The sequence below is a fragment of the Streptomyces sp. NPDC006309 genome, assembly GCF_040613095.1.
Classification (GTDB): Bacteria; Actinomycetota; Actinomycetes; order Streptomycetales; family Streptomycetaceae; genus Streptomyces.
Genome location: NZ_JBEXRO010000032.1, coordinates 1 through 25504, shown reverse-complemented (window position 1 = coordinate 25504; position 25504 = coordinate 1). Strand labels below are relative to the sequence as shown.

The following is a 25504-nucleotide window of genomic DNA, read 5'->3' as shown; positions in this document are numbered from 1 at the left end:
GGCCCCGCGACAGCCGGCCCACAGCATCTTCGGCCTCTCCGGACGAACCGCCGCACTCACCGGCCCCGTCGCACCGGCCGGGCCCTCGATCACCGGTACCTCCGCATCGCACGGCCCCGGGTCACCGCCACCGCCGGACCATCGGGCCCCGGACCACCGCGGCTCGGCGCCCTCGGCGACCACCTACCCTTGAGGCATGACCAGCAGCAGCGACCGGAGCCCCGCAGTGGACGTTCACGCACCCAAGAGCTACGAGATCCGCACCTACGGGTGCCAGATGAACGTCCACGACTCGGAGCGGTTGTCCGGACTGCTCGAAGAGGCCGGTTACGTACGGGCGCCCGAAGGGTCGGACGGCGACGCGGACGTCGTCGTCTTCAACACCTGCGCGGTCCGCGAGAACGCCGACAACCGGCTCTACGGCAACCTCGGCCGGCTCGCGCCGAGGAAGGTCTCCCGCCCCGGCATGCAGATCGCGGTCGGCGGCTGCCTCGCGCAGAAGGACCGCGACACCATCGTGAAGAAGGCGCCCTGGGTGGACGTCGTCTTCGGCACGCACAACATCGGCAAGCTGCCCGTCCTGCTGGAGCGCGCCCGCGTCCAGGAGGAGGCGCAGGTCGAGATCGCCGAGTCGCTGGAGGCGTTCCCGTCCACGCTGCCGACCCGCCGCGAGAGCGCGTACGCGGCCTGGGTGTCGGTCTCCGTGGGCTGCAACAACACCTGCACCTTCTGCATCGTGCCGGCGCTTCGCGGCAAGGAGAAGGACCGGCGGCCCGGCGACATCCTCGCCGAGGTCGAGGCGCTGGTCGCCGAGGGTGTCTCCGAGATCACGCTGCTCGGGCAGAACGTCAACGCCTACGGCTCCGACATCGGTGACCGCGAGGCCTTCAGCAAGCTGCTGCGCGCCTGCGGGAACATCGAGGGACTGGAGCGCGTCCGCTTCACCTCCCCGCACCCCCGCGACTTCACCGACGACGTGATCGCCGCGATGGCCGAGACGCCGAACGTGATGCCGCAGCTGCACATGCCGTTGCAGTCCGGCTCGGACACGGTGCTGAAGGCGATGCGCCGCTCGTACCGCCAGGACCGCTACCTGGGCATCATCGAGAAGGTACGGGCCGCGATCCCGCACGCCGCGATCACCACCGACATCATCGTGGGCTTCCCCGGCGAGACCGAGGAGGACTTCGAGGACACGCTGCACGTCGTCCGCGAGGCCCGGTTCGCGCAGGCCTTCACCTTCCAGTACTCCAAGCGGCCCGGCACCCCCGCCGCGACCATGGAGAACCAGATCCCCAAGGAGGTCGTCCAGGCGCGCTACGAGCGGCTGGTCGCCCTCCAGGAGGAGATCTCCTGGGAGGAGAACAAGAAGCAGGTCGGCCGCACGCTGGACCTCATGGTCGCCGAGGGCGAGGGCCGCAAGGACGGTGCCACGCACCGCCTCTCCGGCCGCGCCCCCGACAACCGGCTCGTCCACTTCACCAAGCCGGAGCAGGAGGTGCGCCCCGGCGACGTCGTCACCGTCGAGATCACGTACGCCGCGCCGCACCACCTCCTCGCCGAGGGTCCCGCCCTCGCCGTCCGCCGCACCCGCGCGGGCGACGCCTGGGCGAAGCGCAACGCCGCTGAGCCCGCCAAGCCGGCGGGCGTCATGCTCGGCCTCCCGAAGATCGGCATCCCGGCCCCCCTGCCGGCCGCGACGACGGGCTGCGGCTGCGACTGACCGGAGCGCACCCGAAGGGGACGGCCACGGGCCGTCCCCTTCCTCGCGGGGGTCATGAGACCGTCTGGTCGTGCCGGAGATGACGGATGGGTGGGAGGCGGCCCTGGCCGAGGCGTCGTCTGCTTCGTGGACACGACGTGTCCGTGCCGGGCGCGGCCTCGCTTCCCTCGCCGATGTTCCTGAGGTTGCGGAAGCGCTGGTGCGGCTGCTGCTGGATGCCGAGGACACCGCGGTTACCCGACGGACGGCGGAGGCCCTGGCCCGGGCGGGGACGCCGGCCGCCGTGAAACTCATCGCCCGCGCGGTCGCCGGGGCGGACGACAATCAGGCCGACTGGCTACGGACCGGGGTGCAGGACGCCCTGGCGGACCGGGACGGTGTACCCGACTTCGCGGCGGCCTGCCGGGAACTCGCCCGGGACCCGGAGGAAGCCGTCCGCCGGGGCGCCGAGGACCTCTCGGCGTGGACAGACGACCCGGGCCACACGCAGTGCTGACTTGGACCGACCTGCCCGCGGGCCGGCGGGGCTCTCGTCGTCGCGTCCGCTCGGCGCCGAGCCCGCGTGCCAGCTGGAGCCGCGCCCGCGTGTGGGCTGGAGTCGCACGCGCGCCCGCCCGGGGGTCGTACCCCGCGCCGCGCGTCCTGCCGGAGTGCCGGTCCGGGGGGTGGCGGCGTTACTCTGCCGATCATGCTTGTCGCCGCCGCCGTCTGCCCCTGCCCGCCGCTGCTCGTGCCCGAGGTCGCCGCGGGTGCCGCACCCGAACTGGACACCGCGCGCGCGGCATGCGCGGACGCGCTCGGTGTGCTCGCCGCCGCACGCCCCGACCTCCTGGTGGTCGTCGGTCCTGCCGGGCAGGACGGGGCCGGGCCGTATCCCCAGGGCGCCCCTGGGTCCTTCCGCGGTTTCGGGGTCGGCATGGACGTACGCCTGGGCTCCGCCGCCCCGGACGCCGTCGTCCCCGCGCGCGGGCTGCCGGCCTCGCTGTCCGTCGCCGCCTGGCTGCTGGAGCGGACCGGCTGGGCCGACGCACCGATCGAGGGACTGGGGATCGACGCGTCGCTGGCGCCCGAGCGGTGTGCCGAGGCCGGCAGGGATCTGGGGGCCCGGGCGGCGCGCGTGGCGTTGCTGGTGATGGGAGACGCCAGCGCCTGCCGCACGCTGAAGGCGCCGGGATACCTGGACGAGCGGGCGGCGCCCTTCGACGCCGCGGTGGCACGGGCGCTGGGAGCGGCGGACCTCGCGGCCCTGCGGGCCCTCGACCCCGGGCTGGCCCGCGAACTCAAGGCGTCCGGCCGCGCTCCCTGGCAGGTCCTGGCCGCCGCGGCCGACGACGCCGGCCTCTCGGGCGCCCTGCTGTACGAGGACGCCCCGTACGGCGTGGGCTACGTGGTCGCGACCTGGTCCTGACCTCGGCGCCGCAGCCGCCCTACGACGACGGCGGACGGCCGGGGAGAGATCCTCTCCGCAGCCGTCCGCCGACACGGGACCGGGCACACCCCGCCGGGACCGGGGACATTCCGCCGGCACCAGGGACACCCCGCCGGCACCAGGGACACCCCGCCGGCACCAGGGACACCCCGCCGGGGCCGGGGCGCCCTCAGGGCGTGAGGCGGTCAGGAGACCGGCGGCGGGCCCTCCGGCCGGGTGGGCGGCATCGGCTGGGTGGCCGACTTCGGGGTCTCGGGGCCGTCCTTGTGGGCGAGGCGGTCCACCGCGCCCTTGGCCTTGCCCGTACCGGCCTGGATCTTGTCGCTGTACTTACCCTTGGTCCGCTCGTCGACAGCCTTCGCGGCCCTGTCGATCCCGTCCTGGACCTTGTCCCCGTGCTGCCGCGCGAGGTCCGACACCTTGTCCTTCGCCGGTCCCACCTGGCCTTCACGTTGTCCATCAGACCCATGATCCACCTTCCCTCGCACCACGCTCACCTGCGGGCGCCGTCGCCGGCCTCACTGTCGGCGGCCTCCTCGGCGGACTGCTGCCGAGGGATCCCGGCACCCTCGGACGCGTCGTCCGCACCGTCGTCCGCGCCGGTATCCGTACCCGTCTCCGCCCGCGCCGCCCCGTCCTCGTTCCCGTCCGCGGCCGGGCCATGCGCCTCCGTCCGCCCGGCCCCCTTCGCCTCGGCCGGCTCCGGCTCCGGCGCTGCCTCCGCCTCCGGCGCTGCCTCCGCCTGGCTCCCGGCCGGCTGCGCGTCGGTCCGCGTCTCGGCGGCCGACGCCTCCCGAGTCGCCTTCGACCTGCCGAGGAGTCGTGCGAACATGCCCATTTCCACTCCATACGGTACTCGTGCGGGCGAATTCCCGCGTCACCCGGTGCATAAGGTCGTGCCGCCCGGGTCACCGCCTCCGGCAGTCCCGCAGGAGGCACCTCGCAACGGGCAACGACCCGCCGTGCCCGCCGTCACGTAACTCGTTCGGGACCATGCCGCGAGGTTTGCGAGACTGGTGCGGTGAGCAGTGCATCCCCCGCCCCCCGCGTCATCGCCGTCGTCGGTCCGACCGCGGCCGGAAAATCCGATCTCGGTGTCTTCCTGGCCCAGCGCCTCGGCGGTGAGGTCGTCAACGCCGACTCCATGCAGCTGTACCGGGGGATGGACATCGGTACGGCCAAGCTGACGCCGCAGGAGCGCGGCGGCGTCCCGCACCACCTGCTGGACATCTGGGACGTGACGGTCGCCGCGTCGGTCGCCGAGTACCAGAAGCTGGCCCGCGCGCGGATCGACGCCCTGCTCGCCGAGGGCCGCTGGCCGGTCCTGGTCGGCGGCTCCGGCCTGTACGTCCGCGGAGCCGTCGACAACCTGGAGTTCCCCGGCACCGACCCCGACGTCCGGGCCCGACTGGAGGAGGAGCTGACGCTGCGCGGCCCGGGTGCGCTGCACGCCCGGCTGGCCGCCGCCGACCCCGACGCCGCCCGCGCGATCCTGCCCGGCAACGGCCGCCGTATCGTCCGGGCCCTGGAAGTGATCGAGATCACCGGGCGGCCCTTCACGGCCAACCTGCCCCGCCACGACTCCGTGTACGACACCGTCCAGATCGGGGTCGACGTGGCGCGTCCGGAGCTCGACGACCGCATCGCGCGGCGCGTCGACCGGATGTGGGAGGCGGGCCTCGTGGACGAGGTGCGCGCACTGGAGGCGCGCGGCCTGCGCGAGGGGCGCACGGCGTCCCGCGCGCTCGGCTACCAGCAGGTGCTGGCCGCGCTCGCCGGGGAGTGCACCGAAGCGGAAGCGCGGGCCGAGACCGTCCGTGCGACCAAACGCTTCGCGCGCCGTCAGGATTCATGGTTCCGGCGCGATCCTCGGGTGCACTGGTTGAGTGGGGCCCTCGCGGACCGCGGGGAACTTCCGCAGCAGGCCCTGGCGTTGGTCGAACGACCGGTCACAGCCTGATCACGTCATGGCATCGGGATGCGCCGCCGGTCATCCCGGCCTGTGGCGCCGTGCCATCATCGAGCTTCGATCGACCAAGTGGAGCCTAGTTGGGAGGGCGCGTGGCGATGGAGGCCGGCCCTCGCGACACCGCACGAAGTGCCGAGCACGTCACTACGGAGAGTGACGAGCCGGGTCAGGCCGAAGACGGTCCGGCCATGGAGGATCTGACTGCGGACCACCTGGCTGCGGACGATCTGTCCACCGACGGACTGGCCATGGACGGACTGGCCGTGGACGCTCTGATCGCTGACGGATCGGTCGTGGACCGGCTGGCCGACGACGGGCCCGACGAGACGGTGGGCGTCGTCACCGCCGACGGACCCGACCCCGAGGAGATGTACCCGGTCGGGCCGGAGGTCGAGGTCGAGCTGCGCCCGCAGCGCCGGCTGCGCATCTGGCAGCTCGCCCCCATCGTGGGCCTCTCCGCCGTCGGCTCCCTGATGTTCGCCTTCCCGCTCGCCTTCGACTTCGGCGACAGCGGCGCGGTCATCGCCATGCTCGGCCTGCTGATCTGCTCGTGCGCGGCGGGCTGGGGCATGATGGCCGCCCGCCGGGTGGGCTACACCTGGCCCGGCCTGCCCCCGCGCGGCTCCGGCCGCCGACCCGACTGGCGGGTCGTGCTCGGCTACCTCCTGCTGGTGGCCCTGGTGGTCGTCCTCGCCGTATGGCGCGTGGCAAGACTCCGCTGAGACGCCCCTCGCGCGCGGAACGCCCCGCGAAGGGCGCCGGGAACCGCTCCACCGGCCCCGCCGCACCCCGCTCCCGTACGATCGAGGGATGAGCACACGGATCGCCTTCCTCAAGGGGCACGGCACCGAGAACGACTTCGTGATCGTGCCGGACCCCGAGAACGCCATCGAGCTGCCCCCGGCCACCGTCGCCGCCCTGTGCGACCGCCGGGCCGGTATCGGCGGCGACGGCGTGCTGCACGTCGTGCGGTCCGCGGCGCACCCGGAGGCCAGGGCGATGGCCGCCGAGGCCGAGTGGTTCATGGACTACCGCAACGGCGACGGCTCGGTCGCCGAGATGTGCGGCAACGGCGTGCGTGTGTTCGCGCGCTACCTCCAGCACGCGGGACATGTGGCCGCAGGAGACCTCGTGATCGCCACGCGCGCGGGCGTCAAGGCCGTCCACATCGCGAAGGACGGTGACGTCACCGTCGGCATGGGCCGCGCCCGCCTCCCCGGGGGAGACGTCACGGTGACCGTCGGCGAGCGCAGCTGGCCCGCGTGCAACGTGAACATGGGCAACCCGCACGCCGTCGCCTTCGTGTCCGACCTCGCGCACGCCGGCCACCTGCTGGCCCCGCCGCCGGTCGGCCCGGCGGACGCCTACCCGGACGGGGTGAACGTGGAGTTCGTCGTCGACCGCGGCCCCCGGCACGTGGCGATGCGTGTGCACGAGCGCGGCTCCGGCGAGACCCGCTCGTGCGGCACGGGCGCGTGTGCCGTCGCCGTGGCCGCCGCCCGGCGGGACGGCGCCGATCCGGCCGTCACCGGCACCCCGGCGACGTACACCGTCGACGTGCCCGGCGGTCGCCTGGTCATCACCGAGCGACCCGACGGCGAGATCGAGATGACCGGTGCCGCCGTGATCGTCGCCGAGGGCGAGATCGACGGCGACTGGCTGGAAAACGCCCCTCGCTGACCTGGGGGAACAAGGAGGACGAGGTGTCCCGCGCCCGGGTTCACCGCCTGCCGGCGGCCGGGCCGTTCGAAACCGCGGCCGAGCGCCGTGCAGGTGGCGCAAACTCTTAAACCTCGTTTCCCTCGCTCGAATGGGTGATCCGTTTCACGCTCGGCGAGAGGCGGTCGGCCGCACGTGGTGGGCTCGGTAGCATCAAGCACCGGCACGGACGGGGGAACGTCGCCATCCCTGAGCCGCGTACGCCCTGGGGGCCCCGTCCGCCGGTAAGAGAGCCGGAGGTGCCCATGAGTGCGGAGGCCACGAACCCTGCGACCCCTGGCCCGGCAGCGCCCACGGCGCTCACAGCCACGGCGGGCCGCAGGAAGTCCCGGCCCCGGATCGACCTGCGCCGGCTCGGCCGGGCCGCGCTGCTCGGCCCCGCCGCCCGCGACAGGCTGCCCGACGCCATCGGCCATGTCGTGGAGGCCCACCGCGCCCACCACCCGGACGCGGACCTCGAACCACTGCGCCGCGCCTACGTCCTCGCCGAGTCCTCCCACCGCGGCCAGATGCGCAAGAGCGGTGAGCCGTACATCACCCACCCGCTCGCCGTGACCCTGATCCTCGCCGAACTGGGCGCGGAGACCACCACGTTGACGGCCTCCCTGCTGCACGACACCGTCGAGGACACCGAGGTGACGCTGGAGCAGGTGCGGGAACAGTTCGGTGAGGAGGTGCGTTACCTGGTCGACGGCGTCACGAAGCTGGAGAAGGTCGACTACGGAGCCGCCGCCGAGCCGGAGACCTTCCGCAAGATGCTCGTCGCCACCGGCAACGACGTGCGCGTGATGTCGATCAAACTCGCCGACCGCCTGCACAACATGCGCACCCTCGGTGTGATGCGCCCCGAGAAGCAGGCGCGGATCGCCAAGGTCACCCGTGACGTCCTCATCCCGCTCGCCGAACGCCTCGGTGTGCAGGCCCTGAAGACCGAACTGGAGGACCTGGTCTTCGCCATCCTCCACCCCGAGGAGTACCGGCACACGCGCGAACTCATCGCCGAGAACGCCGCCCGCTCCGTGGACCCCCTCGCCGAGGTCGCCGACGAGGCCCGCGGTGTGCTGCGGGAGGCGGGCATCCCCGCCGAAGTCCTCATCCGGCCGCGGCACTTCGTCTCCGTCCACCGCCGCGCCCGCAGACGCGGACAGCTGCGCGGCACCGACTTCGGCCGGCTGCTGGTGCTGGTGAACGAGGACGCCGACTGCTACGGCGTCCTCGGCGAGCTGCACACCTGCATGACGCCGGTCGTCTCGGAGTTCAAGGACTTCATCGCCGTACCGAAGTTCAACCTGTACCAGTCGCTGCACACCGCGGTCGCCCGGCCGGACGGCCAGGTCGTCGAGGTACTCATCCGTACCCACCAGATGCACAAGGTCGCCGAGGCCGGCGTCGTCGCGCTCGGCAACCCGTACGCCCCCGCGACCGACACCCCGGGCACCGACGCCCCCGCGGCCGACGCCCCCGCCGACGGCGAGCGCGCCGACCCCACCCGCCCGGGCTGGCTGTCCCGGCTGCTCGACTGGCAGCGCGCCGCCCCCGACCCGGACACCTTCTGGTGCACCCTGCGCGAGGACCTCGCCCAGGACCGGGAGATCACCGTGTTCCGCCCCGACGGCGGCACCCTGGGCCTGCCCGAGGGCGCCACCTGCGTCGACGCCGCGTACGCGCAGTACGGCGAGGACGCGCACGCCTGCATCGGCGCCCGGGTCAACGGCCGCCTGGCCACGCTCAGCACGGTCCTGGGCGACGGTGACACGGTCCAGCTCCTCATGGGCCAGGACCCGGCCTCCGAGCCCTCCCGCGAGTGGCTGGAGCACGCCCACACCGCTGCCGCCCGCATCGCCATCCAGCGCTGGCTCACCGCGCACCCCGGCGGCGGCACCGGCGGCGAGGCCGCGCACGGCGGCAGCACCGGGCCCGCCGACGGCGCCACCCGCGCCGGAACCGCCGAGGCCGCCTCCGCCGCCCGCCCCGCGGACGGCGCCCCCACCGCCCGCCCCCGGCGCGCCGACGTCCTCGTGGACCGGCCCGGAGCCGCCGTACGGCTCGCCGGATGCTGTACGCCCGTGCCGCCGGACGAGATCACCGGGTTCGCGGTCCGCGGGGGAGTGGTGACCGTGCACCGCGGGGAGTGCGCCGCGGTGGCGGACATGAAGAGCCGGGGGCGCGCGGAGATCGGTGTGCGCTGGGGGGACACCACCGAATGCCGGGTGACGCTGGTCGCCGAATCGTTCGGCCGGCCCCATCTGCTCGCCGACCTCACCGAGGCGATCGCCCTCGAGGGTGCCGAGATCGTCTCCGCCACCGTCGAACCCCCGAGCCAGCAGCGGGTGCGCCACACGTACACCCTCGAGCTGCCCGACGCCGCCCGCCTCCCCGCGCTGATGCGCGCCATGCGGGACGTACCCGGCGTGTACGACGTGAGCCGCGCCCAGCACCAGGCGCCCGGCTCCTGAGGACGGCGCCCGGCGCCCGCCCCGTTCGGGTGGGCCGGGCGCGAGTCGCCGCCGTGGCGCGGGCACGCCCTGGTAGCGGTGGTCCATGCTGCTCACCCCGCGCCACCGGCCCCGGATCTCCCGGCACCGCAAGGCGGCCCTGCTCGCCTGCGCCGTCTCCGTCTGTCTCGTCGCCGCCGCGGCCCCGCCCGAGCCGCTGGGCGTCGGCGACCGCCTCTACCCGTACCTGGGCAATCCGGGTTACGACGTGGCATCGTACGACATCTCCCTCACCTACCCGGGCACCAACGACAAGCCGCTCCAGGCCGTCACCACCATCGACGCCTGGACCACCGACGACCTGGACCGCGTCAACCTGGACTTCGCGCACGGCACCGTGCGGTCGGTCGAGGTCGACGGACGGCCCGCGAGCTTCACCAGTGCCGGCGAGGACCTGGTGGTGACGCCGCGGACCCCCCTGACCGAGGGCAGCTGGACCCGGATCACCGTGCGGCACACCAGCGACCCCGTCCCCGCCAAGGGGCAGGACGGCGGCTGGGTGCGCACCGTGGACGGTCTCGCCATGGCGAACCAGGCCAACGCCGCCCACCTGGTCTTCCCGGGCAACGACCACCCCTCCGACAAGGCGATGTTCACGTTCCGCATCACCGCCCCCAACGGCTACACCGCCGTCGCCAACGGCCTGCCCGCCGGCGCGGACCGGGCCGGCCGCACCACCACCTGGACCTACCGCACCCAGCACCCCATGGCCACCGAGCTCGCCCAGGTGTCCATCGGCCGCTCCGCCGTGGTGCACCGCGCGGGACCGCACGGGCTGCCCCTGCGGGACGTGGTGCCCGCCGCCGACCGCAAGGCCCTCGAACCGTGGCTAGCCAGGACGCCCGACCAGATCGCCTGGATGGAGAGCAAGGTCGGCCGGTACCCGTTCGAGACCTACGGCGTGCTCATGGCACAGGCCGCCACGGGCTTCGAACTGGAGACACAGACCCTGTCGCTCTTCGAGAAGGACCTGTTCACCGAGCCCGCCTACCCCAAGTGGTACATCGAGTCGGTCATGGTGCACGAGCTGTCCCACCAGTGGTTCGGGGACAGCGTCACCCCGCGCACCTGGTCCGACGTGTGGCTGAACGAGGGGCACGCCACCTGGTACGAGGAGCTGTACGCCGAGGAGACGGCGCACCGGCCGATGGAGGACCGCATGAAGGCCGCCTACGGCGCCGCCGACCGCTGGCGCGAGGCCGGCGGACCGCCCGCCCGGCCCGAGCCGCCCGCCCCCGGCCAGAAGATCGGCATCTTCCGGCCCGGCATCTACGACGGCGCCGCACTGGCGCTCTACGCGCTGCGGCAGGAGATCGGCCGGCCGGCCTTCGAACGGCTGGAGCGGCTCTGGGTCCAGGAACACCGGGACACCACCGCCACCACCGCCGACTTCGTCCGGCTGGCCTCGGCCGTCGCCGGCCGCGACCTGCGGGGCTTCCTCGATGCCTGGCTGTACGGCGAGAAGACCCCGCCGATGCCCGGCCACCCCGACTGGAAGCCGACGGCCCAGGCCTCGCCGTCCGACCCGCACGCCACGCGATAAGCCGGTGACGAGACGTGCCGTACCGTGCGACCATCTACGCGTCGGCGCGCACCGGGGGACACGGGAATCTCCCGGGGTACCCGCGCGTTGTACACCACGAGCGGTCGAGTCGGCCGCCGTACGAACGCCGTAACGGCACTCTCATCGACGTAAAGGATCAAATGACCTCCTCTTCTTCCCCTTCCCAGGACACCAAGCGCCTCGCGCACGCCTACCCCGAAGGTCTTCGGGCCGATGCCCTGATGGAAGAGGACGGCGCCTGGAGCTCCGAGATCGACGGCGAGCGGGACGGCGACCAGTTCGACCGTTCGGAGCGTGCGGCCCTGCGCCGTGTGGCGGGCCTGTCCACCGAGCTGGAGGACGTCACCGAGGTCGAGTACCGCCAGCTCCGTCTGGAGCGGGTCGTGCTCGTCGGCGTGTGGACCACCGGCACCGTGCAGGACGCCGACAACTCGCTCGCGGAGCTGGCCGCCCTCGCCGAGACCGCGGGCGCGCTCGTCCTCGACGGCGTCATCCAGCGCCGCGACAAGCCCGACGCGGCCACCTACATCGGCTCCGGCAAGGCCCTGGAGCTGCGCGACATCGTCCTGGAGACGGGCGCGGACACCGTCATCTGCGACGGTGAGCTGAGCCCCGGCCAGCTGATCCAGCTGGAGGACGTCGTCAAGGTCAAGGTCATCGACCGTACGGCCCTGATCCTGGACATCTTCGCCCAGCACGCCAAGTCCCGCGAGGGCAAGGCGCAGGTCGAGCTCGCGCAGATGCAGTACATGCTGCCGCGGCTGCGCGGCTGGGGTCAGTCGCTGTCCCGGCAGATGGGTGGCGGCCGCGGCGGTCTCGCCACGCGTGGCCCCGGTGAGACCAAGATCGAGACCGACCGGCGGCGGATCCGCGAGAAGATGGCGAAGATGCGCCGGGAGATCGCGGACATGAAGACCGGCCGCGAGGTCAAGCGGCAGGAGCGCCGGCGCAACAAGGTGCCGTCCGTGGCGATCGCGGGCTACACCAACGCCGGGAAGTCGTCCCTGCTCAACCGCCTCACGGGCGCCGGTGTCCTGGTCGAGAACGCCCTGTTCGCGACCCTGGACCCGACCGTCCGCCGGGCGGAGACCCCGAGCGGCCGGCTGTACACCCTGGCGGACACCGTCGGCTTCGTCCGGCACCTGCCGCACCACCTGGTCGAGGCGTTCCGCTCCACCATGGAGGAGGTCGGCGACTCCGACCTGATCCTGCACGTGGTGGACGGCTCGCACCCGACCCCGGAGGAGCAGCTCGCCGCCGTCCGCGAGGTGATCCGGGACGTCGGTGCCACCGGCGTGCCCGAGATCGTCGTGATCAACAAGGCGGACGCGGCCGACCCGCTGGTCCTCCAGCGGCTGCTGCGGGTCGAGAAGCACTCGATCGCCGTGTCGGCCCGCACCGGACAGGGCATCGACAAGCTGCTCGCCCTGATCGACGACGAGCTGCCCCACCCCTCGGTCGAGGTCGACGCGCTCGTGCCCTACACGCACGGCAACCTGGTCGCCCGCGCCCACACCGAGGGCGAGGTGATCTCCGAGGAGCACACCGCGGAGGGCACCCTGCTCAAGGCCCGGGTGCACGAGGAACTGGCGTCGGACCTGGCACCGTACGCCACGGTCGCCACGGCCTGACCCACGGCACCGAGCCACGAAGGCCCGCCACCCCCTCGGGGGCGGCGGGCCTTCGCCCTGCCGTGACGACGCGGCCGGCTACCGGCCGGCGAACTGCTTGCTCACCGAGTCGTACACGCCCTTGGCCACCTCGCCCAGCCGGGGGCCGGCCAGCCAGCCCGAACTCACCGGGCCGATGGACGTGTTGGACACCAGCGCCGGCTTGCCGTCGGCGCCCGTCTCCACCCAGCCGCCGCCGGAGGAGCCACCGGTCATCGTGCAGCCGATCCGGTACATCGTGGGGTCGGACCGGTCCATGGACAGCCGGCCCGGCCGGTCCTGGCACTGGTACAGCAGCTGACCGTCGTACGGCGCCGCCGCCGGATACCCGGACACGGTGAGACTCTGCACCTTCGGCACGGCCGGCGCGTCGAAATCGACCGGCAGCGCCCCGCCGACGGTCTCCTCCAGCGACTTGCCGCCGCTGCCCCGCTCCGGGGTCACATGGATGACGGCGAAGTCGTACGAGGCGCCGTTGCCGCCCGTCGCACCGCCCTCGCTGATCCACTGCTGGGAGGTCTTCGCCGCGTCGGCCCACCAGACGCCGTACGGGGCGGCCTCGGAGCGGCCGGCGTTCTCCAGCTCGGCGGCCGACCTGCCCTGGTCGTTGTACGACGGCACGAAGGCGATGTTGCGGTACCAGCCGCCCTTCTTGCCGGCGTGCACACAGTGGCCGGCCGTCCAGACGAGGTCGGACTTGCCCGGGTGCGCGGGGTCCGTCACGACCGTCGCCGAGCAGACCATGGTGCCCTCGGGGGCGTCGAAGAGCAGCTTGCCCGAGGTGGCCGCGTTGCTGTGGTACGGCGGGGCGACCGTCCGCGCCCGCACGGGCTGCGGCGCCGGGTCCGTCACGCCCTGGTCCCCGGTGATGTCGTTGTCGTCGACGCCCTTGTCCGGGTCGTCGGCGTGCCGCATGCGGTCCGGGTTCCACAGGCCCTTGATCATCGGGTTGACGAAGTCATTGGCCTCGCGCAGCCAGTCCTGCTTGTTCCAGTTCCTCCAGGCGCCGTTCTTCCACTTGTCGATGTCGATCCCGTGCTCCTTGAGCCTCTGCCTGAGGTCGTCCGGGATCCTGAGTCTGCCGTCGCCGGAGCCGCCCGCGGTCGCGCCCGCGGAGGGCTTGCCGTCGGCGTTGTCGTCCCCGCCGCAGGCCGTGGCGGTCATCGCCAGCGCCGAGGCGAGGGCGACCGCCGTCAGCGCGCGGGAGGTCCGGTGCGGGACCCTCCCCCGCCGAACGGTGAACGACGGCCGTATGGATCGCATGCTTCTGACTCCCCATGCTGTGAAGGAACTCGGCGATGAGGACGCGCAACCGGCCTGCCCCCTGGGTGGAGTTCATGCCGGGCCGCATCCTTGCGGAACGGCATCACACCCTATGCGGTCGCCGCGGGGGAGTTCCGACGGGACGGCAACGGTTCGGCTACAAGCCGCCTGACCTGCTACGTCTGCGTGCTCACCAGGCCGGGGTGAGCGTGACGACGGAGGTGAACAGGGTTTCGTCGCGCTGCACGGCGGTGACGCGCACCCGTTGTCCGGTGGCGCCCTGTCCGGTGGCGCCGGCGGGTTCCCGGGTGGTCTCGATCCAGCACGGCGCGTCCAGCTCGACGTAGCGCCTGAAGTCGGCTTCCAGGCCGGTCACCACCATCGGCTCGGGGTGCGCGGCCCGGTGCGCGGCCTGCCGCGCGGCCTCCAGCAGCAGCATGCCGGGAACGTGGTCCACCGGGTGGTCGAAGAGCACCGGGTGGGACAGGTCCACCCGCAGCCGGCTGCGGCCGGGCTCCCCGGTGGCCGCCAGGACGACGTCGGCGGACCGCCGGCGCGCGACCTCACCGGGCGTCATCGGGTGCGCGGGGGGCACGGCTTGCGCGGTGGCCCGCTCGAGGTCGGCGTAACGGCCGCGCAGCCGCCGGTAGACGGCCGGCGGGTGGTTGTGGAAGGCCAGCTCCGCGGTGCCGAGCGGCAGGCCGTCGCGGACCAGGCCGACCCGCATGGTGAGCGAGGCCAGCCGTCCGGCCCGGCGCACCACGTCGGTGCAGGAGATGCGCAGTTCTGTGCCGGCCGCCGTCGCGCCGTCGGTCAGGGTGGCGGGGAGGAGCGTCTGCCGGTAATGGTCCCAGGACTGGCGGTGCCCGAACGGCACGTCGTAGGCGACGTGGCTGAGCAGCGGGACCGCCTGACGAATCGATTCCGCTGCGAACAGCGGGTCGGACAGGCCGTTGACGGGGCCGTAGAAGGCGTGGTCGGCGGGCCGGCGGGCGGTGACCAGGAACGTGTCGGGGGCGACCGTCCGGCATCCCGTCAGCAGCACCTCGGAGTCGGCCAGCTTGTGGACCAGCTCCCGTGGTACGCGGTCGAGGACGGGTGTGGACCCCGGCGCGCTGCGCCCTTCCCGGCTGGTGATGACCGGCATGTGAATCCCCCTGGGCGCGAACGTCGGTTACCACCTGACTGCGCCCACAACATAAAGAGTGGTCGTTTTGTTGTGGGTAAAGTGACGGTAAATAAAAGGTGCCGGCGCGGCGGAATCCGGTCTCATGCAAGGCTGTGAGCGGGGCGACCTGCTCGTTGCCGCTTAACATAGAGAACGTTTCATTTGATGAAGGAGGGGACGTCGTGGGGCAACCCAGGCAGGAGCGGGCGATCCAGACGCGCGGGGCGCTCATCCTCGCGGCGGCGGAGGTCTTCGACGAGTACGGCTTCGCGGGCGCCAGTATCAGCCGCATCCTCAAACGGGCCGGGGTCACGGCGGGAGCCCTGTACTTCCACTTCGAGTCCAAGGAAGCCCTCGCCAAGGCCGTGATGAACGCCCAGTCCGACACGATCCTGCCGTACCTGGAGTCCCAGGGCCTGCAACGGCTGGTCGACATCACGCTGATCTGGGCACGCCGGCTCCAGACCGACCCGCTGTTGCGGGCCGGGGTCCGGCTCACCGGCGAGCAGACGACCTTCGGACTGCGCGACTCCAGCCCCTACCGGGCATGGAGCCAGATCATGGAGGAGTGTCTCCGGGCCGCCCGGGACAAGGGGGAACTCCAGGCCGGTGTCGAGCCGTGGGAACTCGCCCAGCTGATCGTCGAGGCCTGTACCGGCATGCAGATGTACGCGGCGGCCGAGACCGGACGCGCCGACCTGTCCGACCGGGTGGTGCGGATGTGGCGGCTGCTGCTGCCGGGCGTCGCCGTGCCGACCGTGGTCGCCCGCACCGCGGTCGATCCCGCCCGAGCCCTGGCGGCCGAGGAAGCACCGGCTCCCGTCGGCGCCCCGGGTGGTGCCACCGGCTGAGCCGGCCCGCCCCGAGCAAGATCACCCACCCCCGCGGCCGACGGGGCACCTGCACGTAAGGTGTCCCGCGTCGTACGCCCTGTCTCCCGACAGGTCTGTCCCGCGGGGCCGTTCGGGCACCTGACGGGGTTCGCGCCACCGTAGGGGGAGTAACCCATGGTCCACACGCTCAGCCGGCTACGCCTCGCCGCGGTCAACATCGACGGCGTCCTGCTCAACGACACCTTCAGCCCGGTCATCCACCGCTTCCTGGTCGACCGGGGCTGCGCCTACACCGCCGAGCTGGAACGCAGCATCTTCTCGCAGCCACGCGCGGTCGCCGGCCGGCTCCTGGCCGAGGCGATCGGCGGATCCGTCACCCCGGAAGGAGCGCTGGAGCTGTACTTCCGGGAACGCGCGCAGTACGTGGAGACCCACCCCGTGCGGCTCAACGAGGGCGCGGTGGAACTCCTGCGGCGGCTGCGCGCCGCCGGCCTGCGGACCGTCTGCTACGGCGGCCTCGGCAAGGGCCACTTCGACACGTTCCTCGGCCCGCACGCGGACCTCTTCGACCACCCCGGGTACATCTGCACCGACGCGTTCCGCCCCGGCATCCACGAGATCGTCACCGAGTACTTCGGCCTCAAGTACGACGAGGCCGTCTTCATCGACGACGTGGCGAACGTCGGCCGTGCCGCCAGAGAGCTGAACGTGCCCTTCATCGGCCATCCCACCGACTTCCGGCACAGCTTCCAGCCGCAGCTGATGCGCGAGGCCGGGGTGCGGCACATCGTGGACTCCCTGCACGCCGTCGACGAGGAACTGCTGCGGACCCTGGACGAAGAAGCGGCGCTCGGCACCGTCTGGCGGGACTGACATGCTCAACGGCAAGGTGGCCATGATCACCGGCGCGTCCAGCGGCATCGGCGCCGCCGCCGCCCGGCTGTTCGCCGAGGAGGGCGCCGCCGTGGTGCTCATGGCCCGGCGCGGGGACCGCCTCGGACAGCTGGTGGCGGAGATCCGGGCGGCGGGCGGACGCGCGCTCGCGGCGCAGGGTGACGTCTGCTCGCCCGAGGACGTCGGACGGGCCGTCCGGGCCGCCGTCGACACCTTCGGCAGCCTCGACGCGGCGTTCAACAACGCCGGTTACGCCACCGTCGGCACGCCCCTGCTGGAGATGGACGACGAGGACTACGCCCGCACGATGGACGTCAACGTGCGCGGCGTCTGGAACTGCCTGCGCCGCCAGATCCCGGCGATGCTCGCCTCCGGCGGCGGAGCCGTCGTGAACACCTCGAGCGTCGCCGGGGTACTGGCCTCCAGCGCCTCCGCCGCGTACGTGGCCGCCAAACACGCGGTGATCGGCCTGAGCCGGGCCGCCGCACGCGAGTACGGCGACCGCGGGATCCGGGTCAACGCGCTGGTCGTGGGCAGCACGCGCACCGAGATGATGGACCAGGTCATCGGCGGGTCGCGGGAGCTGGAGGAACGCTTCGAGGCCCGTACGCTCCGCCGGCGCATGGCCTCGCCCGAGGAGATCGCCCAGGCCGCGGCCTGGCTGTGCAGCGACCGGGCGGCCTTCGTGACGGGCGCGGCGGTGCCGGTCGACGGCGGCCGGACGGCGGTCTGAGCCGGCGAGGCCGGCGCCCGGCCGGAACACCGGGCGCTCTGAGGGGCGGCGGGGCCTGCACGAGTTCGGCTGGGAGGCCGGAGGCTTCGTGGGGGCCCGGGGCCTGCACGAGTTCGGCCGGGGGACCGGGGGCTCCGTGGGGCCTGCACGAGTTCGCTGGACAGCGGCGTCCTCCAGCATCCTGCTGGTACGCGACCAGGCCTGGATGAGTCCGCTGGTAGGAGGCCGCGCCGGGATGAGCCTGCTGGTACGAGATCGCGCCGGGATGAGTCCGCTGGTACGAGATCGCGCCGGGATGAGTCCGCTGGTACGAGACCGCGCCGGGATGAGCCTGCTGGTACGCGACCACGCCCGGATCAGCCCGCTGGTACGCGACCACGCCCGGATCAGCCCGCTGGTACGCGACCACGCCCGGATCACCCCGCTCGGCCAGCGGGCCGTCCACCTCAACCCGCCGGATGACAAGGCCGAGAGCACCACGCACGCTCCTGGGCACCCCTCTCCGGACCACCCGCCGCTCCGACGCCCTCAAGACCGCGGCCTCGCCGCTGGCCCTCGGCCGCGAGGACGCGGGCGAACGGGTCGACGGCCGCCACCCCCAGCCCCGGTACACGGCCGCCCGCATCACCCGGGACCCGGACCCCCCGACCCGCTCGCCGGCCCCGATCCTCTCGACTTGCTCGCCCCGGGACGGGCAGGCACAGATGCACCTGAAGCTGGTTCTCCTGCAACCGGCCACCGCCACGGTCGGCATCGACACGCTGCCGGACGACGTCGTGGCCGCCGCCGCGCAGGTGCGGGAGTTCGCGAAGGGGCGGACCCCGCAGACGGCACACTGAACGGCCCTCCGGTCCCGCCCCGGACGGCGAGCCCACGCCCGGCCGGACCCGGACCGCGCCCGCACGGCACGGACGCCGCGCCGGAGCCGCACGACGCCTTCCGGCAGTCACGGCACCGATCTCGACGCAACCCGTAACCCGCTGAACGGTCCGCGGTTGTAGGCGGTGGGGGGACTGCCGGCTTCGCCCGGTCCCCGCGGATCAACTCGCCTCTGGACAGCGGGGAGGACAGCGCGCCGTGGCCGTTACGGAGTCGGTGGCAGGAGGCACACCCGGGCAAGCGCGGGCCGTGCACGAGGGCATTCTCAGACGCCAGTCGGCGCGTGAGTCCTCGGCGCGCACCTACGCCCGCGCCCTGCCGATCGTGCCCGTCCGGGCGCGCGGGCTCACCATCGAGGGCGCCGACGGACGCCGCTACCTCGACTGCCTCTCCGGCGCCGGCGCCCTCGCGCTCGGCCACAACCACCCGGTGGTGCTGGAGGCCATCCGCGCGGTCCTCGACTCCGGCGCCCCCCTCTCCGTGCTCGACCTGGCCACGCCCGTCAAGGACGCCTTCGTCACGGAGTTGTTCCGCACGCTTCCGCCCGGCCTCGCCGGCCGTGCCCGCGTGCAGTTCTGCGGACCGGCCGGCACCGACGCCGTCGAGGCCGCCCTCACCCTGGTGCGGGCCGCGACGGGCCGTACCGGCATGCTCGCCTTCACCGGCGCCTACCACGGCATGACCGCCGGCGCCCTGGCCGTCTCCGGTGGCGCCCCCGACGTCCGGGTCACCCGCCTGCCCTACCCGCAGGACTACCGTTGCCCCTTCGGTGTCGGCGGCGCGCGCGGCGCCGAACTCGCCGCCCGCTGGACGGAGTCCCTCCTCGACGACCCCAAGTCGGGCGTCCCCCTGCCCGCCGGGATGATCGTCGAACCCGTCCAGGGCGAGGGCGGCGTCATTCCCGCCCCGGACGACTGGCTGCGGCGCATGCGACAGCTCACGGCGGACCGGGCCATCCCGCTGATCGCCGACGAGGTCCAGACCGGAGTCGGCCGGACGGGCAGCTTCTGGGCCGTCGGCCACAGCGGCATCACCCCCGACGTCATGGTCCTGTCCAAGGCCATCGGCGGCAGCCTCCCCCTGGCCGTGATCGTCTACCGCCAGGATCTCGACGTCTGGCAGCCCGGCGCCCACGCCGGCACGTTCCGCGGCAACCAGCTCGCCATGGCCGCGGGCACCGCCACCCTCGCCTACGTCCGTGAGAACGGCCTCGCCGACCGCGCCGCCACCCTCGGCTCCCGCATGCTGTCCCGACTCCGGTGCCTGGCCGACGAGTTCGCCTGTGTGGGTGACGTGCGGGGGCGGGGTCTGATGATCGGGCTGGAACTGGTCGACCCCGAAACCGACGGACCCGCCCCAGGCTCCGGACCCGGCCCCGATTCCGGCTCCGTACCCACCCCCGATGCCGGCTCCGTACCCGCCTTTGGCTCCGGCTCCGGACTGGCTGCCGGTTCCGGACCCGCCCCCGGCGGGCGCGGCGCCGCACCGGCCGGACGGGAACCCACCCGCGCTCCGCACCCCGCCGCGCCCCGACTCGCCGCCGCCGTACAGCGCGAGTGCCTCCAGCGGGGCCTGATCGTCGAACTCGGGGGCCGTCACGCGTCCGTGGTCCGGCTGCTCCCCCCGCTGACGATCAGTGACGAACAGGCGACGGCCGTACTCGACCGCCTGGCCGACGCGGTGGCGGCCGTCGCCCGCCGGCACGAGACCCACGGCCCACGACACCAAGGCCGCCACAGCCCCGCCGAGCGCGCGGGCTGAGCACCACCCGCGCCCTACCCGGCCCCCCCGTCGCCACCCCTCACGCCGACACTCCGTCCCCTCACCCCACGCCCCCTTTCCCGGACATCCGCGCCGACGCCGCCCGCCGGCACAGACCGCAAAGCCTTCTCGTCCACATTCCGTTCTCCGGGCCCACCCGCTCCGGAAACCACCCCCCAGGGGACGCGGCGACCGAGCGGCCGGCCGACCGAGCCGCACCACCTCACCTCCAGCCCCGAGGAGCCGTCATGAACGCCACACCCACCCCCGACGGCCACTCCGGCGCCCCCGAGGAACCGGGAGGCTCCGGCGCCCCGGCGACACCCGTACCGCTCACCGAGTCGGTCCCCCAGCAGAAGCGGCGGGACACGGACCTGACGCGACGGACCGATCCCGGCGCCGATCCCCTGGAGAGCCCCGATCCCCGCACCGCGGCCCAAGCCGCCGCCGTGGAGAACCTCCTGCGCTGCTGGGTCCGCGAGACCGGCCTCGCCGCCCCCACGACCGGCAGCCTCCACCTCCCGCTGCCCGCCAGCGGCACCGCCCTGACCGTGCCGGTCCGCTACTGGTCCCCGACGGGCTGGCACCGCTTCGGTCCTCCCCGCTTCACCGCCGCTCCCGAGACCGCGCCGCCCGTCGACGCCGTCACACTCGCGGCACTCCTCGTCAGGGAACCGGCAGATGACCAGGGCAGTGCCATCCGCACCCCGCAGCACACCGCCGCCGGCCCCGGCGACGACGACCTGGTGGCGCGAGTGGCCGACTCCGTCCGCCGCACCGCCGCTTTCATCCGTCACCGGCGCGAGCATCCCGCCGACGCCCCCGACCTCTTCCTCAGCGCCGAACAGTCCCTCCTTCTCGGCCACCCGCTGCACCCGACCCCGAAGAGCCGGGAAGGCCTGACCGAGGCCGAGGCCGACCGGTACTCACCCGAGCTGCACGGCTCCTTCCCTCTGCACTGGCTGGCGGTCGCCCCCTCCCTCCTCGCGACCGACTCCGCCTGGACCGAACGCGGCCGTCCCGTCCCCGCAGGCCACCTCGTCCGACGTCTCGCCGGAACCGGGCTCCCGCTGCCCGACGGCTACACCGCCCTGCCGCTGCACCCCTGGCAGGCCCGTGAGGTACGGCACCGCCCGTCCGTCGCCGCACTCCTCGACTCAGGACTCCTGCGCGACCTCGGCCCGCTCGGCGCTCCCTGGCACCCCACCTCCTCCGTACGAACCGTCCACCGGTCCGGCGCCCCCGCGATGCTCAAGCTGTCGCTGGGCCTCCGTATCACCAACTCCCGCCGCGAGAACCTGCGCAAGGAACTGCACCGCGGAGTCGAGGTGCACCGGCTGCTGCGCACCGGCCTGGCCGAGCAGTGGCAGGCCGTGCACCCCGGCTTCGACATCGTCCGCGACCCCGCCTGGCTCGCCGTCGACGACCCGGACGGGCTGCCCGTGCCGGGCCTCGACGCGGTGATCCGGCACAACCCGTTCGCCCCGGCCGACGACGCCGGCTGCCTCGCCGGACTGCTCTCGCCCCGTCCCTGTGCCGAGCAGACCGCCATGCCGTCGCGGGGACAGGCGACCTGGCCGATGCGCTCCCGGCTGGAACGACTCGTCGGGCGGCTCGCCGCACGCACCGGCCGACCGGTCGGCGCCGTCGCCACGGAGTGGTTCCTCCGTTACCTGGAGCACGTCGTGCGCCCCGTGCTCTGGCTGGACGGCGAGGCCGGCATCGCCCTGGAGGCCCACCAGCAGAACACCCTGCTCCTGCTCGACCGTGACGGCTGGCCCGCCGGTGGCCGCTACCGTGACAACCAGGGGTACTACTTCCGCGAGTCCCGGCGAGCCGAACTGGAAGCCCGGCTGCCCGGCATCGGTGAGCACAGCGACACCTTCGTCTCCGACGAGGTCACCGACGAACGCTTCGCCTACTACCTCGCCGTCAACAACGTGCTGGGCCTCATCGGCGCCTTCGGCTCCCAGCGGCTCGCCGACGAGCGGCTGCTCCTCGCGGCCTTCCGCCGCTTCCTCACCGACCTCGCCACGGGACCCGCCCCGCTGCGCACCTCCCTGCCCGGCCGCCTGCTCGACTCACCCGTCCTGCGCTGCAAGGCCAATCTGCTGACCCGGCTGCACGGCCTGGACGAACTCGTCGGCCCGGTCGACACGCAGTCCGTCTACGTCACCATCGCCAACCCCTTCCATTCCTGAGCGCAACGCCCCGAGGCGCCCCCTGGGCGGAGCGCACCCCGGGCGAGCCGCGCCGTCTTCCCGCACATCCGAGGAACATGACCACCTCGTCTCCTGAGAGGAGCGCACCGTGCCTCCCACCGACGCCGGCGCCGCAACCAGCCCCGCCCCTGTCCGCCAGGGCTGCGCCGGCCCCGGAGCGGACACCGCGGCCCCCCGCAGCTCACGCTTCCGCGGGTTCACCGTCGAGGACGACGACCCGGACAGCGAGGACACCCTGGACCTGCGTCTGCCCGCCGACTTCATCGCCTTCTGCACCGGAACGACGGTCGGTCTGCTCGACCGGCCCTCAGCCTGGGGGCCGGTCGCCACCTCGGCCGGCACCTTCCGCCTCATGCCCGTACACATCGAGCACGACCTGCCGCTCGTCCACCGCTGGATGAACGACCCCGCCGTCGCCCCCTTCTGGGAACTGGCCGGACCCCCCAGCCGGACGGAGGACCACCTGCGGACCCAACTGGCCGGCGCCGGACACAGCGTGCCGTGCCTCGGCGCACTGGACGGCACCCCGATGAGTTACTGGGAGATCTACCGCGCGGACCTGGACCCACTGGCCCGCCACTACCCGGCCCGTCCGCACGACACCGGGATCCACCTCCTCGTCGGTGATGCCGCCGACCGCGGGCGGGGACTGGGATCCGTCCTGCTCCGGTCCGTGGCCGACCTGATCCTCGACCGGCGCCCCGTCTGCGCACGTGTCGTAGCGGAACCCGATCTGCGCAACACCCCCTCCGTGGCCGCGTTCCTGGGCGCGGGCTTCCGGTACGCGGCCGAGGTCGACCTGCCTGCCAAGCGGGCCGCCCTCATGATCCGGGACCGGGTCCTGCGCCATGTCTTGTAGCACTGGGTCATCGAGCACTCACCATGAGATACGAACGGCGGGTCCGCGGTGTTCCCGCGACCGAAGAAATCTCCCACTTCGCCGATCGCACCTCGAGGACCCCTCCACGCGACCCGTCTGTCCATCCCGGCCCTCGATCCCACCCGCCACCGCCAGGAGCCCCCGGTCGTGATCCCGTCCCCCCTCCCCGTCACGAGACCCCGTTTGTCAGTGCAGGGCCGTAGGGTGGTCGGGCTATGACGAAGCCCTCACTCCCCGAACTCCTGCATGCCGCCGTCGCTGCCGTCGGCGGTACGGAGCGTCCCGGCCAGGTCACCATGGCCGAAGCGGTCGCCGAGGCGATCGACGACGGATCCCACCTGCTGGTCCAGGCCGGCACCGGCACCGGAAAGTCGCTGGGCTATCTCGTGCCCGCGCTCGCGCACGGAGAACGGGTGATCGTCGCGACGGCCACACTCGCCCTCCAGCGCCAGCTCGTGGAGCGCGACCTGCCGCGCACGGTCGACGCCCTGCACCCGCTGCTGCGCCGCCGTCCGGAGTTCGCCATGCTCAAGGGCCGGTCGAACTACCTGTGCCTGCACCGGCTGCACGAGGGCATGCCGCAGGACGAGGAGGAGGGCCTCTTCGACCAGTTCGAGGCCGCCGCTCCCACCAGCAAGCTGGGCCAGGACCTGCTGCGCCTGCGGGACTGGGCGGACGAGACCGAGGACGGCGACCGGGACGATCTCAGCCCCGGTGTCTCGGACCGCGCCTGGGCGCAGGTGTCGGTGTCGTCGCGGGAGTGTCTGGGCGCGTCGAAGTGCGCGTACGGCGCCGAATGCTTCGCGGAGATGGCACGCGAGCGCGCCAAGCTCGCCGAGGTCGTCGTCACCAACCACGCCCTGCTGGCCATCGACGCCATCGAGGGCGCCCCGGTGCTGCCCCAGCACGAGGTGCTGATCGTGGACGAGGCGCACGAACTCGTCTCCCGTGTCACCGGTGTCGCCACCGGCGAACTCACGCCCGGCCAGGTCAACCGTGCCGTGCGCCGAGCCGCCAAGCTCGTCAACGAGAAGGCCGCCGACCAGCTCCAGACCGCCGCCGAGGGCTTCGAGCGGCTCATGGAGCTGGCTCTGCCGGGCCGCCTGGAGGAGATCCCGGAAGACCTCGGCTACGCCTTGATGGCGCTGCGCGACGCCGCTCGTACGGTCATCTCGGGGATCGGCGCGACGCGCGACAAGTCCGTCCAGGACGAGGACGCGGTCCGTAAGCAGGCGCTCGCCTCCGTGGAGTCGGTGCACGACGTGGCGGAGCGGGTCGTGAACGGCTCGGAGTGGGATGTCGTCTGGTACGAGCGGCACGACCGCTTCGGCGCCTCCCTCAGGGTCGCCCCCATGTCGGTGTCGGGGCTGCTCAGGGAGAAGCTCTTCGCCGACCGTGCCGTCGTCCTCACCTCGGCGACGCTCAAGCTGGGCGGCGACTTCAACGGGGTCGGCGCCTCCCTGGGGCTCGGGCCGGAGGGCGCGGAGGGCGAGGACCTGCCGAAGTGGAAGGGCGTCGACGTCGGCTCGCCCTTCGACTACCGCAGACAGGGCATCCTGTATGTCGCCAAGCACCTGGCGCGCCCCGCGCGGGACGGCGACCGGACCGACATGCTGGACGAGCTGACCGAGCTGATCCAGGCGGCCGGCGGTCGCACCCTCGGACTGTTCTCGTCCATGCGGGCCGCCCAGCTCGCTGCGGAGGAGTTGCGCTCCCGGATCCCCGAGTTCCCGATCCTCCTCCAGGGCGAGGAGACGCTCGGCGAACTGATCAAGAACTTCGCGGCTGATCCGAAGACCTGCCTCTTCGGCACGCTGTCGCTCTGGCAGGGCGTCGACGTCCCGGGACCCAGCTGCCAGCTGGTCGTCATGGACAAGATCCCGTTCCCGCGCCCCGACGATCCGCTGATGAGCGCGCGCCAGAAGGCGGTGGAGGACGCGGGAGGCAACGGGTTCATGGCGGTGGCCGCGACACACGCGGCCCTGCTGATGGCGCAGGGCGCCGGCCGTCTCGTACGGGCGTCCGGCGACCGGGGCGTGGTCGCCGTACTGGACCAGCGGCTGGCCACCGCGCGATACGGCGGCTATCTGAAGTCGTCCCTGCCGGACTTCTGGTACACCACCGACCGTAACCAGGTCCGCAGGTCGCTCGCTGCGATCGACGCGGCGGCGCAGCAGGCAGAGACCCGGCAAGCAGAGGCGGAGCACGCGGCGACGTGACCGTGGGGTGGTCCGACCGAGCCGCACCACGTCGTCGCCGGGGCGTACCTCGGTGTCACCGAACGCGGCGAGGTCGAACGGGG

The 25504-nt window shown here is 73.1% G+C and carries 20 protein-coding genes and 1 pseudogene; 17 read left to right on the top strand and 4 right to left on the bottom strand.

Going from position 1 to position 25504, the window contains the following annotated elements:
- Positions 1-196 precede the first annotated feature (196 nt).
- From miaB to ABZ117_RS30370, 3 genes are all read left to right on the top strand, one after another.
- Positions 197-1723, top strand: coding sequence for a tRNA (N6-isopentenyl adenosine(37)-C2)-methylthiotransferase MiaB (gene miaB / locus ABZ117_RS30380; protein WP_356825305.1), 1527 nt, complete (start codon positions 197-199; stop codon positions 1721-1723).
- A 79-nt stretch (positions 1724-1802) separates the two neighbouring features.
- Positions 1803-2219, top strand: coding sequence for a hypothetical protein (locus ABZ117_RS30375; protein ID WP_356825380.1), 417 nt, complete (start codon positions 1803-1805; stop codon positions 2217-2219).
- A gap of 192 nt (positions 2220-2411) precedes the next feature.
- The gene (locus tag ABZ117_RS30370) at positions 2412-3131 is read left to right on the top strand and encodes a class III extradiol dioxygenase subunit B-like domain-containing protein (RefSeq protein ID WP_356825303.1); all 720 of its coding nucleotides are present in this window, start codon (positions 2412-2414) and stop codon (positions 3129-3131) included.
- A gap of 206 nt (positions 3132-3337) precedes the next feature.
- Here the strand turns inward: ABZ117_RS30370 and ABZ117_RS30365 are convergent.
- Positions 3338-3621: pseudogene (locus ABZ117_RS30365) on the bottom strand (antitoxin).
- Between the two features lie 24 nt (positions 3622-3645).
- Positions 3646-3984 carry a hypothetical protein gene (locus tag ABZ117_RS30360; RefSeq protein WP_356825301.1) on the bottom strand — a complete coding sequence of 113 codons (339 nt, stop codon included), beginning with the start codon at positions 3982-3984 and terminating at the stop codon, positions 3646-3648.
- Between the two features lie 189 nt (positions 3985-4173).
- On the opposite strand from ABZ117_RS30360, the gene miaA reads away from it, so the two are divergent.
- The 6 genes from miaA to hflX all read left to right on the top strand — a co-directional run bounded on the left by miaA (position 4174) and on the right by hflX (position 12530).
- A complete protein-coding gene (gene miaA, locus ABZ117_RS30355; protein ID WP_356825299.1) occupies positions 4174-5112 on the top strand; it encodes a tRNA (adenosine(37)-N6)-dimethylallyltransferase MiaA in 939 nt (312 codons plus the stop codon).
- A gap of 257 nt (positions 5113-5369) precedes the next feature.
- Positions 5370-5843 carry a hypothetical protein gene (locus ABZ117_RS30350; protein WP_356825378.1) on the top strand — a complete coding sequence of 158 codons (474 nt, stop codon included), beginning with the start codon at positions 5370-5372 and terminating at the stop codon, positions 5841-5843.
- Positions 5844-5931: 88 nt separating this feature from the next.
- On the top strand, positions 5932-6801 hold the full coding sequence (gene dapF / locus ABZ117_RS30345; protein ID WP_356825297.1) for a diaminopimelate epimerase: 870 nt from the start codon (positions 5932-5934) through the stop codon (positions 6799-6801).
- Between the two features lie 284 nt (positions 6802-7085).
- Positions 7086-9296 (top strand): HD domain-containing protein, encoded by a 2211-nt coding sequence (locus ABZ117_RS30340; RefSeq protein WP_356825295.1) that lies wholly within the window; start codon positions 7086-7088, stop codon positions 9294-9296.
- Positions 9297-9381: 85 nt separating this feature from the next.
- Positions 9382-10878: a M1 family metallopeptidase gene (locus ABZ117_RS30335; protein ID WP_356825293.1), complete on the top strand. Its 1497-nt coding sequence runs from the start codon at positions 9382-9384 to the stop codon at positions 10876-10878.
- A gap of 161 nt (positions 10879-11039) precedes the next feature.
- On the top strand, positions 11040-12530 hold the full coding sequence (hflX, locus tag ABZ117_RS30330) for a GTPase HflX (RefSeq protein ID WP_356825291.1): 1491 nt from the start codon (positions 11040-11042) through the stop codon (positions 12528-12530).
- A 78-nt stretch (positions 12531-12608) separates the two neighbouring features.
- Here hflX and ABZ117_RS30325 read toward each other — a convergent pair whose 3' ends face one another.
- Both ABZ117_RS30325 and ABZ117_RS30320 read right to left on the bottom strand, forming a co-directional pair.
- Entirely contained in the window at positions 12609-13832 is a 1224-nt protein-coding gene (locus ABZ117_RS30325; RefSeq protein ID WP_356825289.1) for a hypothetical protein, read from the bottom strand.
- 190 nt (positions 13833-14022) lie between these two features.
- On the bottom strand, positions 14023-14979 hold the full coding sequence (locus tag ABZ117_RS30320) for a ScbA/BarX family gamma-butyrolactone biosynthesis protein (RefSeq protein ID WP_356825287.1): 957 nt from the start codon (positions 14977-14979) through the stop codon (positions 14023-14025).
- A gap of 203 nt (positions 14980-15182) precedes the next feature.
- On the opposite strand from ABZ117_RS30320, the gene ABZ117_RS30315 reads away from it, so the two are divergent.
- From ABZ117_RS30315 to ABZ117_RS30280, 8 genes are all read left to right on the top strand, one after another.
- The gene (locus tag ABZ117_RS30315; protein WP_356825285.1) at positions 15183-15851 is read left to right on the top strand and encodes a ScbR family autoregulator-binding transcription factor; all 669 of its coding nucleotides are present in this window, start codon (positions 15183-15185) and stop codon (positions 15849-15851) included.
- A gap of 156 nt (positions 15852-16007) precedes the next feature.
- Positions 16008-16706 (top strand): HAD family phosphatase, encoded by a 699-nt coding sequence (locus ABZ117_RS30310; RefSeq protein WP_356825283.1) that lies wholly within the window; start codon positions 16008-16010, stop codon positions 16704-16706.
- Between the two features lies 1 nt (position 16707).
- Positions 16708-17460 (top strand): glucose 1-dehydrogenase, encoded by a 753-nt coding sequence (locus ABZ117_RS30305; protein ID WP_356825281.1) that lies wholly within the window; start codon positions 16708-16710, stop codon positions 17458-17460.
- 458 nt (positions 17461-17918) lie between these two features.
- Positions 17919-18299, top strand: coding sequence for a hypothetical protein (locus tag ABZ117_RS30300; protein ID WP_356825279.1), 381 nt, complete (start codon positions 17919-17921; stop codon positions 18297-18299).
- 238 nt (positions 18300-18537) lie between these two features.
- Complete coding sequence (locus ABZ117_RS30295) at positions 18538-20100, top strand: diaminobutyrate--2-oxoglutarate transaminase family protein (protein WP_356825277.1); 1563 nt, start codon at positions 18538-18540, stop codon at positions 20098-20100.
- A gap of 248 nt (positions 20101-20348) precedes the next feature.
- The gene (locus tag ABZ117_RS30290) at positions 20349-22301 is read left to right on the top strand and encodes an IucA/IucC family protein (protein ID WP_356825275.1); all 1953 of its coding nucleotides are present in this window, start codon (positions 20349-20351) and stop codon (positions 22299-22301) included.
- A gap of 109 nt (positions 22302-22410) precedes the next feature.
- Positions 22411-23181 (top strand): GNAT family N-acetyltransferase, encoded by a 771-nt coding sequence (locus ABZ117_RS30285; protein ID WP_356825273.1) that lies wholly within the window; start codon positions 22411-22413, stop codon positions 23179-23181.
- 236 nt (positions 23182-23417) lie between these two features.
- Positions 23418-25421 carry an ATP-dependent DNA helicase gene (locus tag ABZ117_RS30280; protein ID WP_356825271.1) on the top strand — a complete coding sequence of 668 codons (2004 nt, stop codon included), beginning with the start codon at positions 23418-23420 and terminating at the stop codon, positions 25419-25421.
- The last annotated feature ends 83 nt before the right edge of the window (positions 25422-25504 follow it).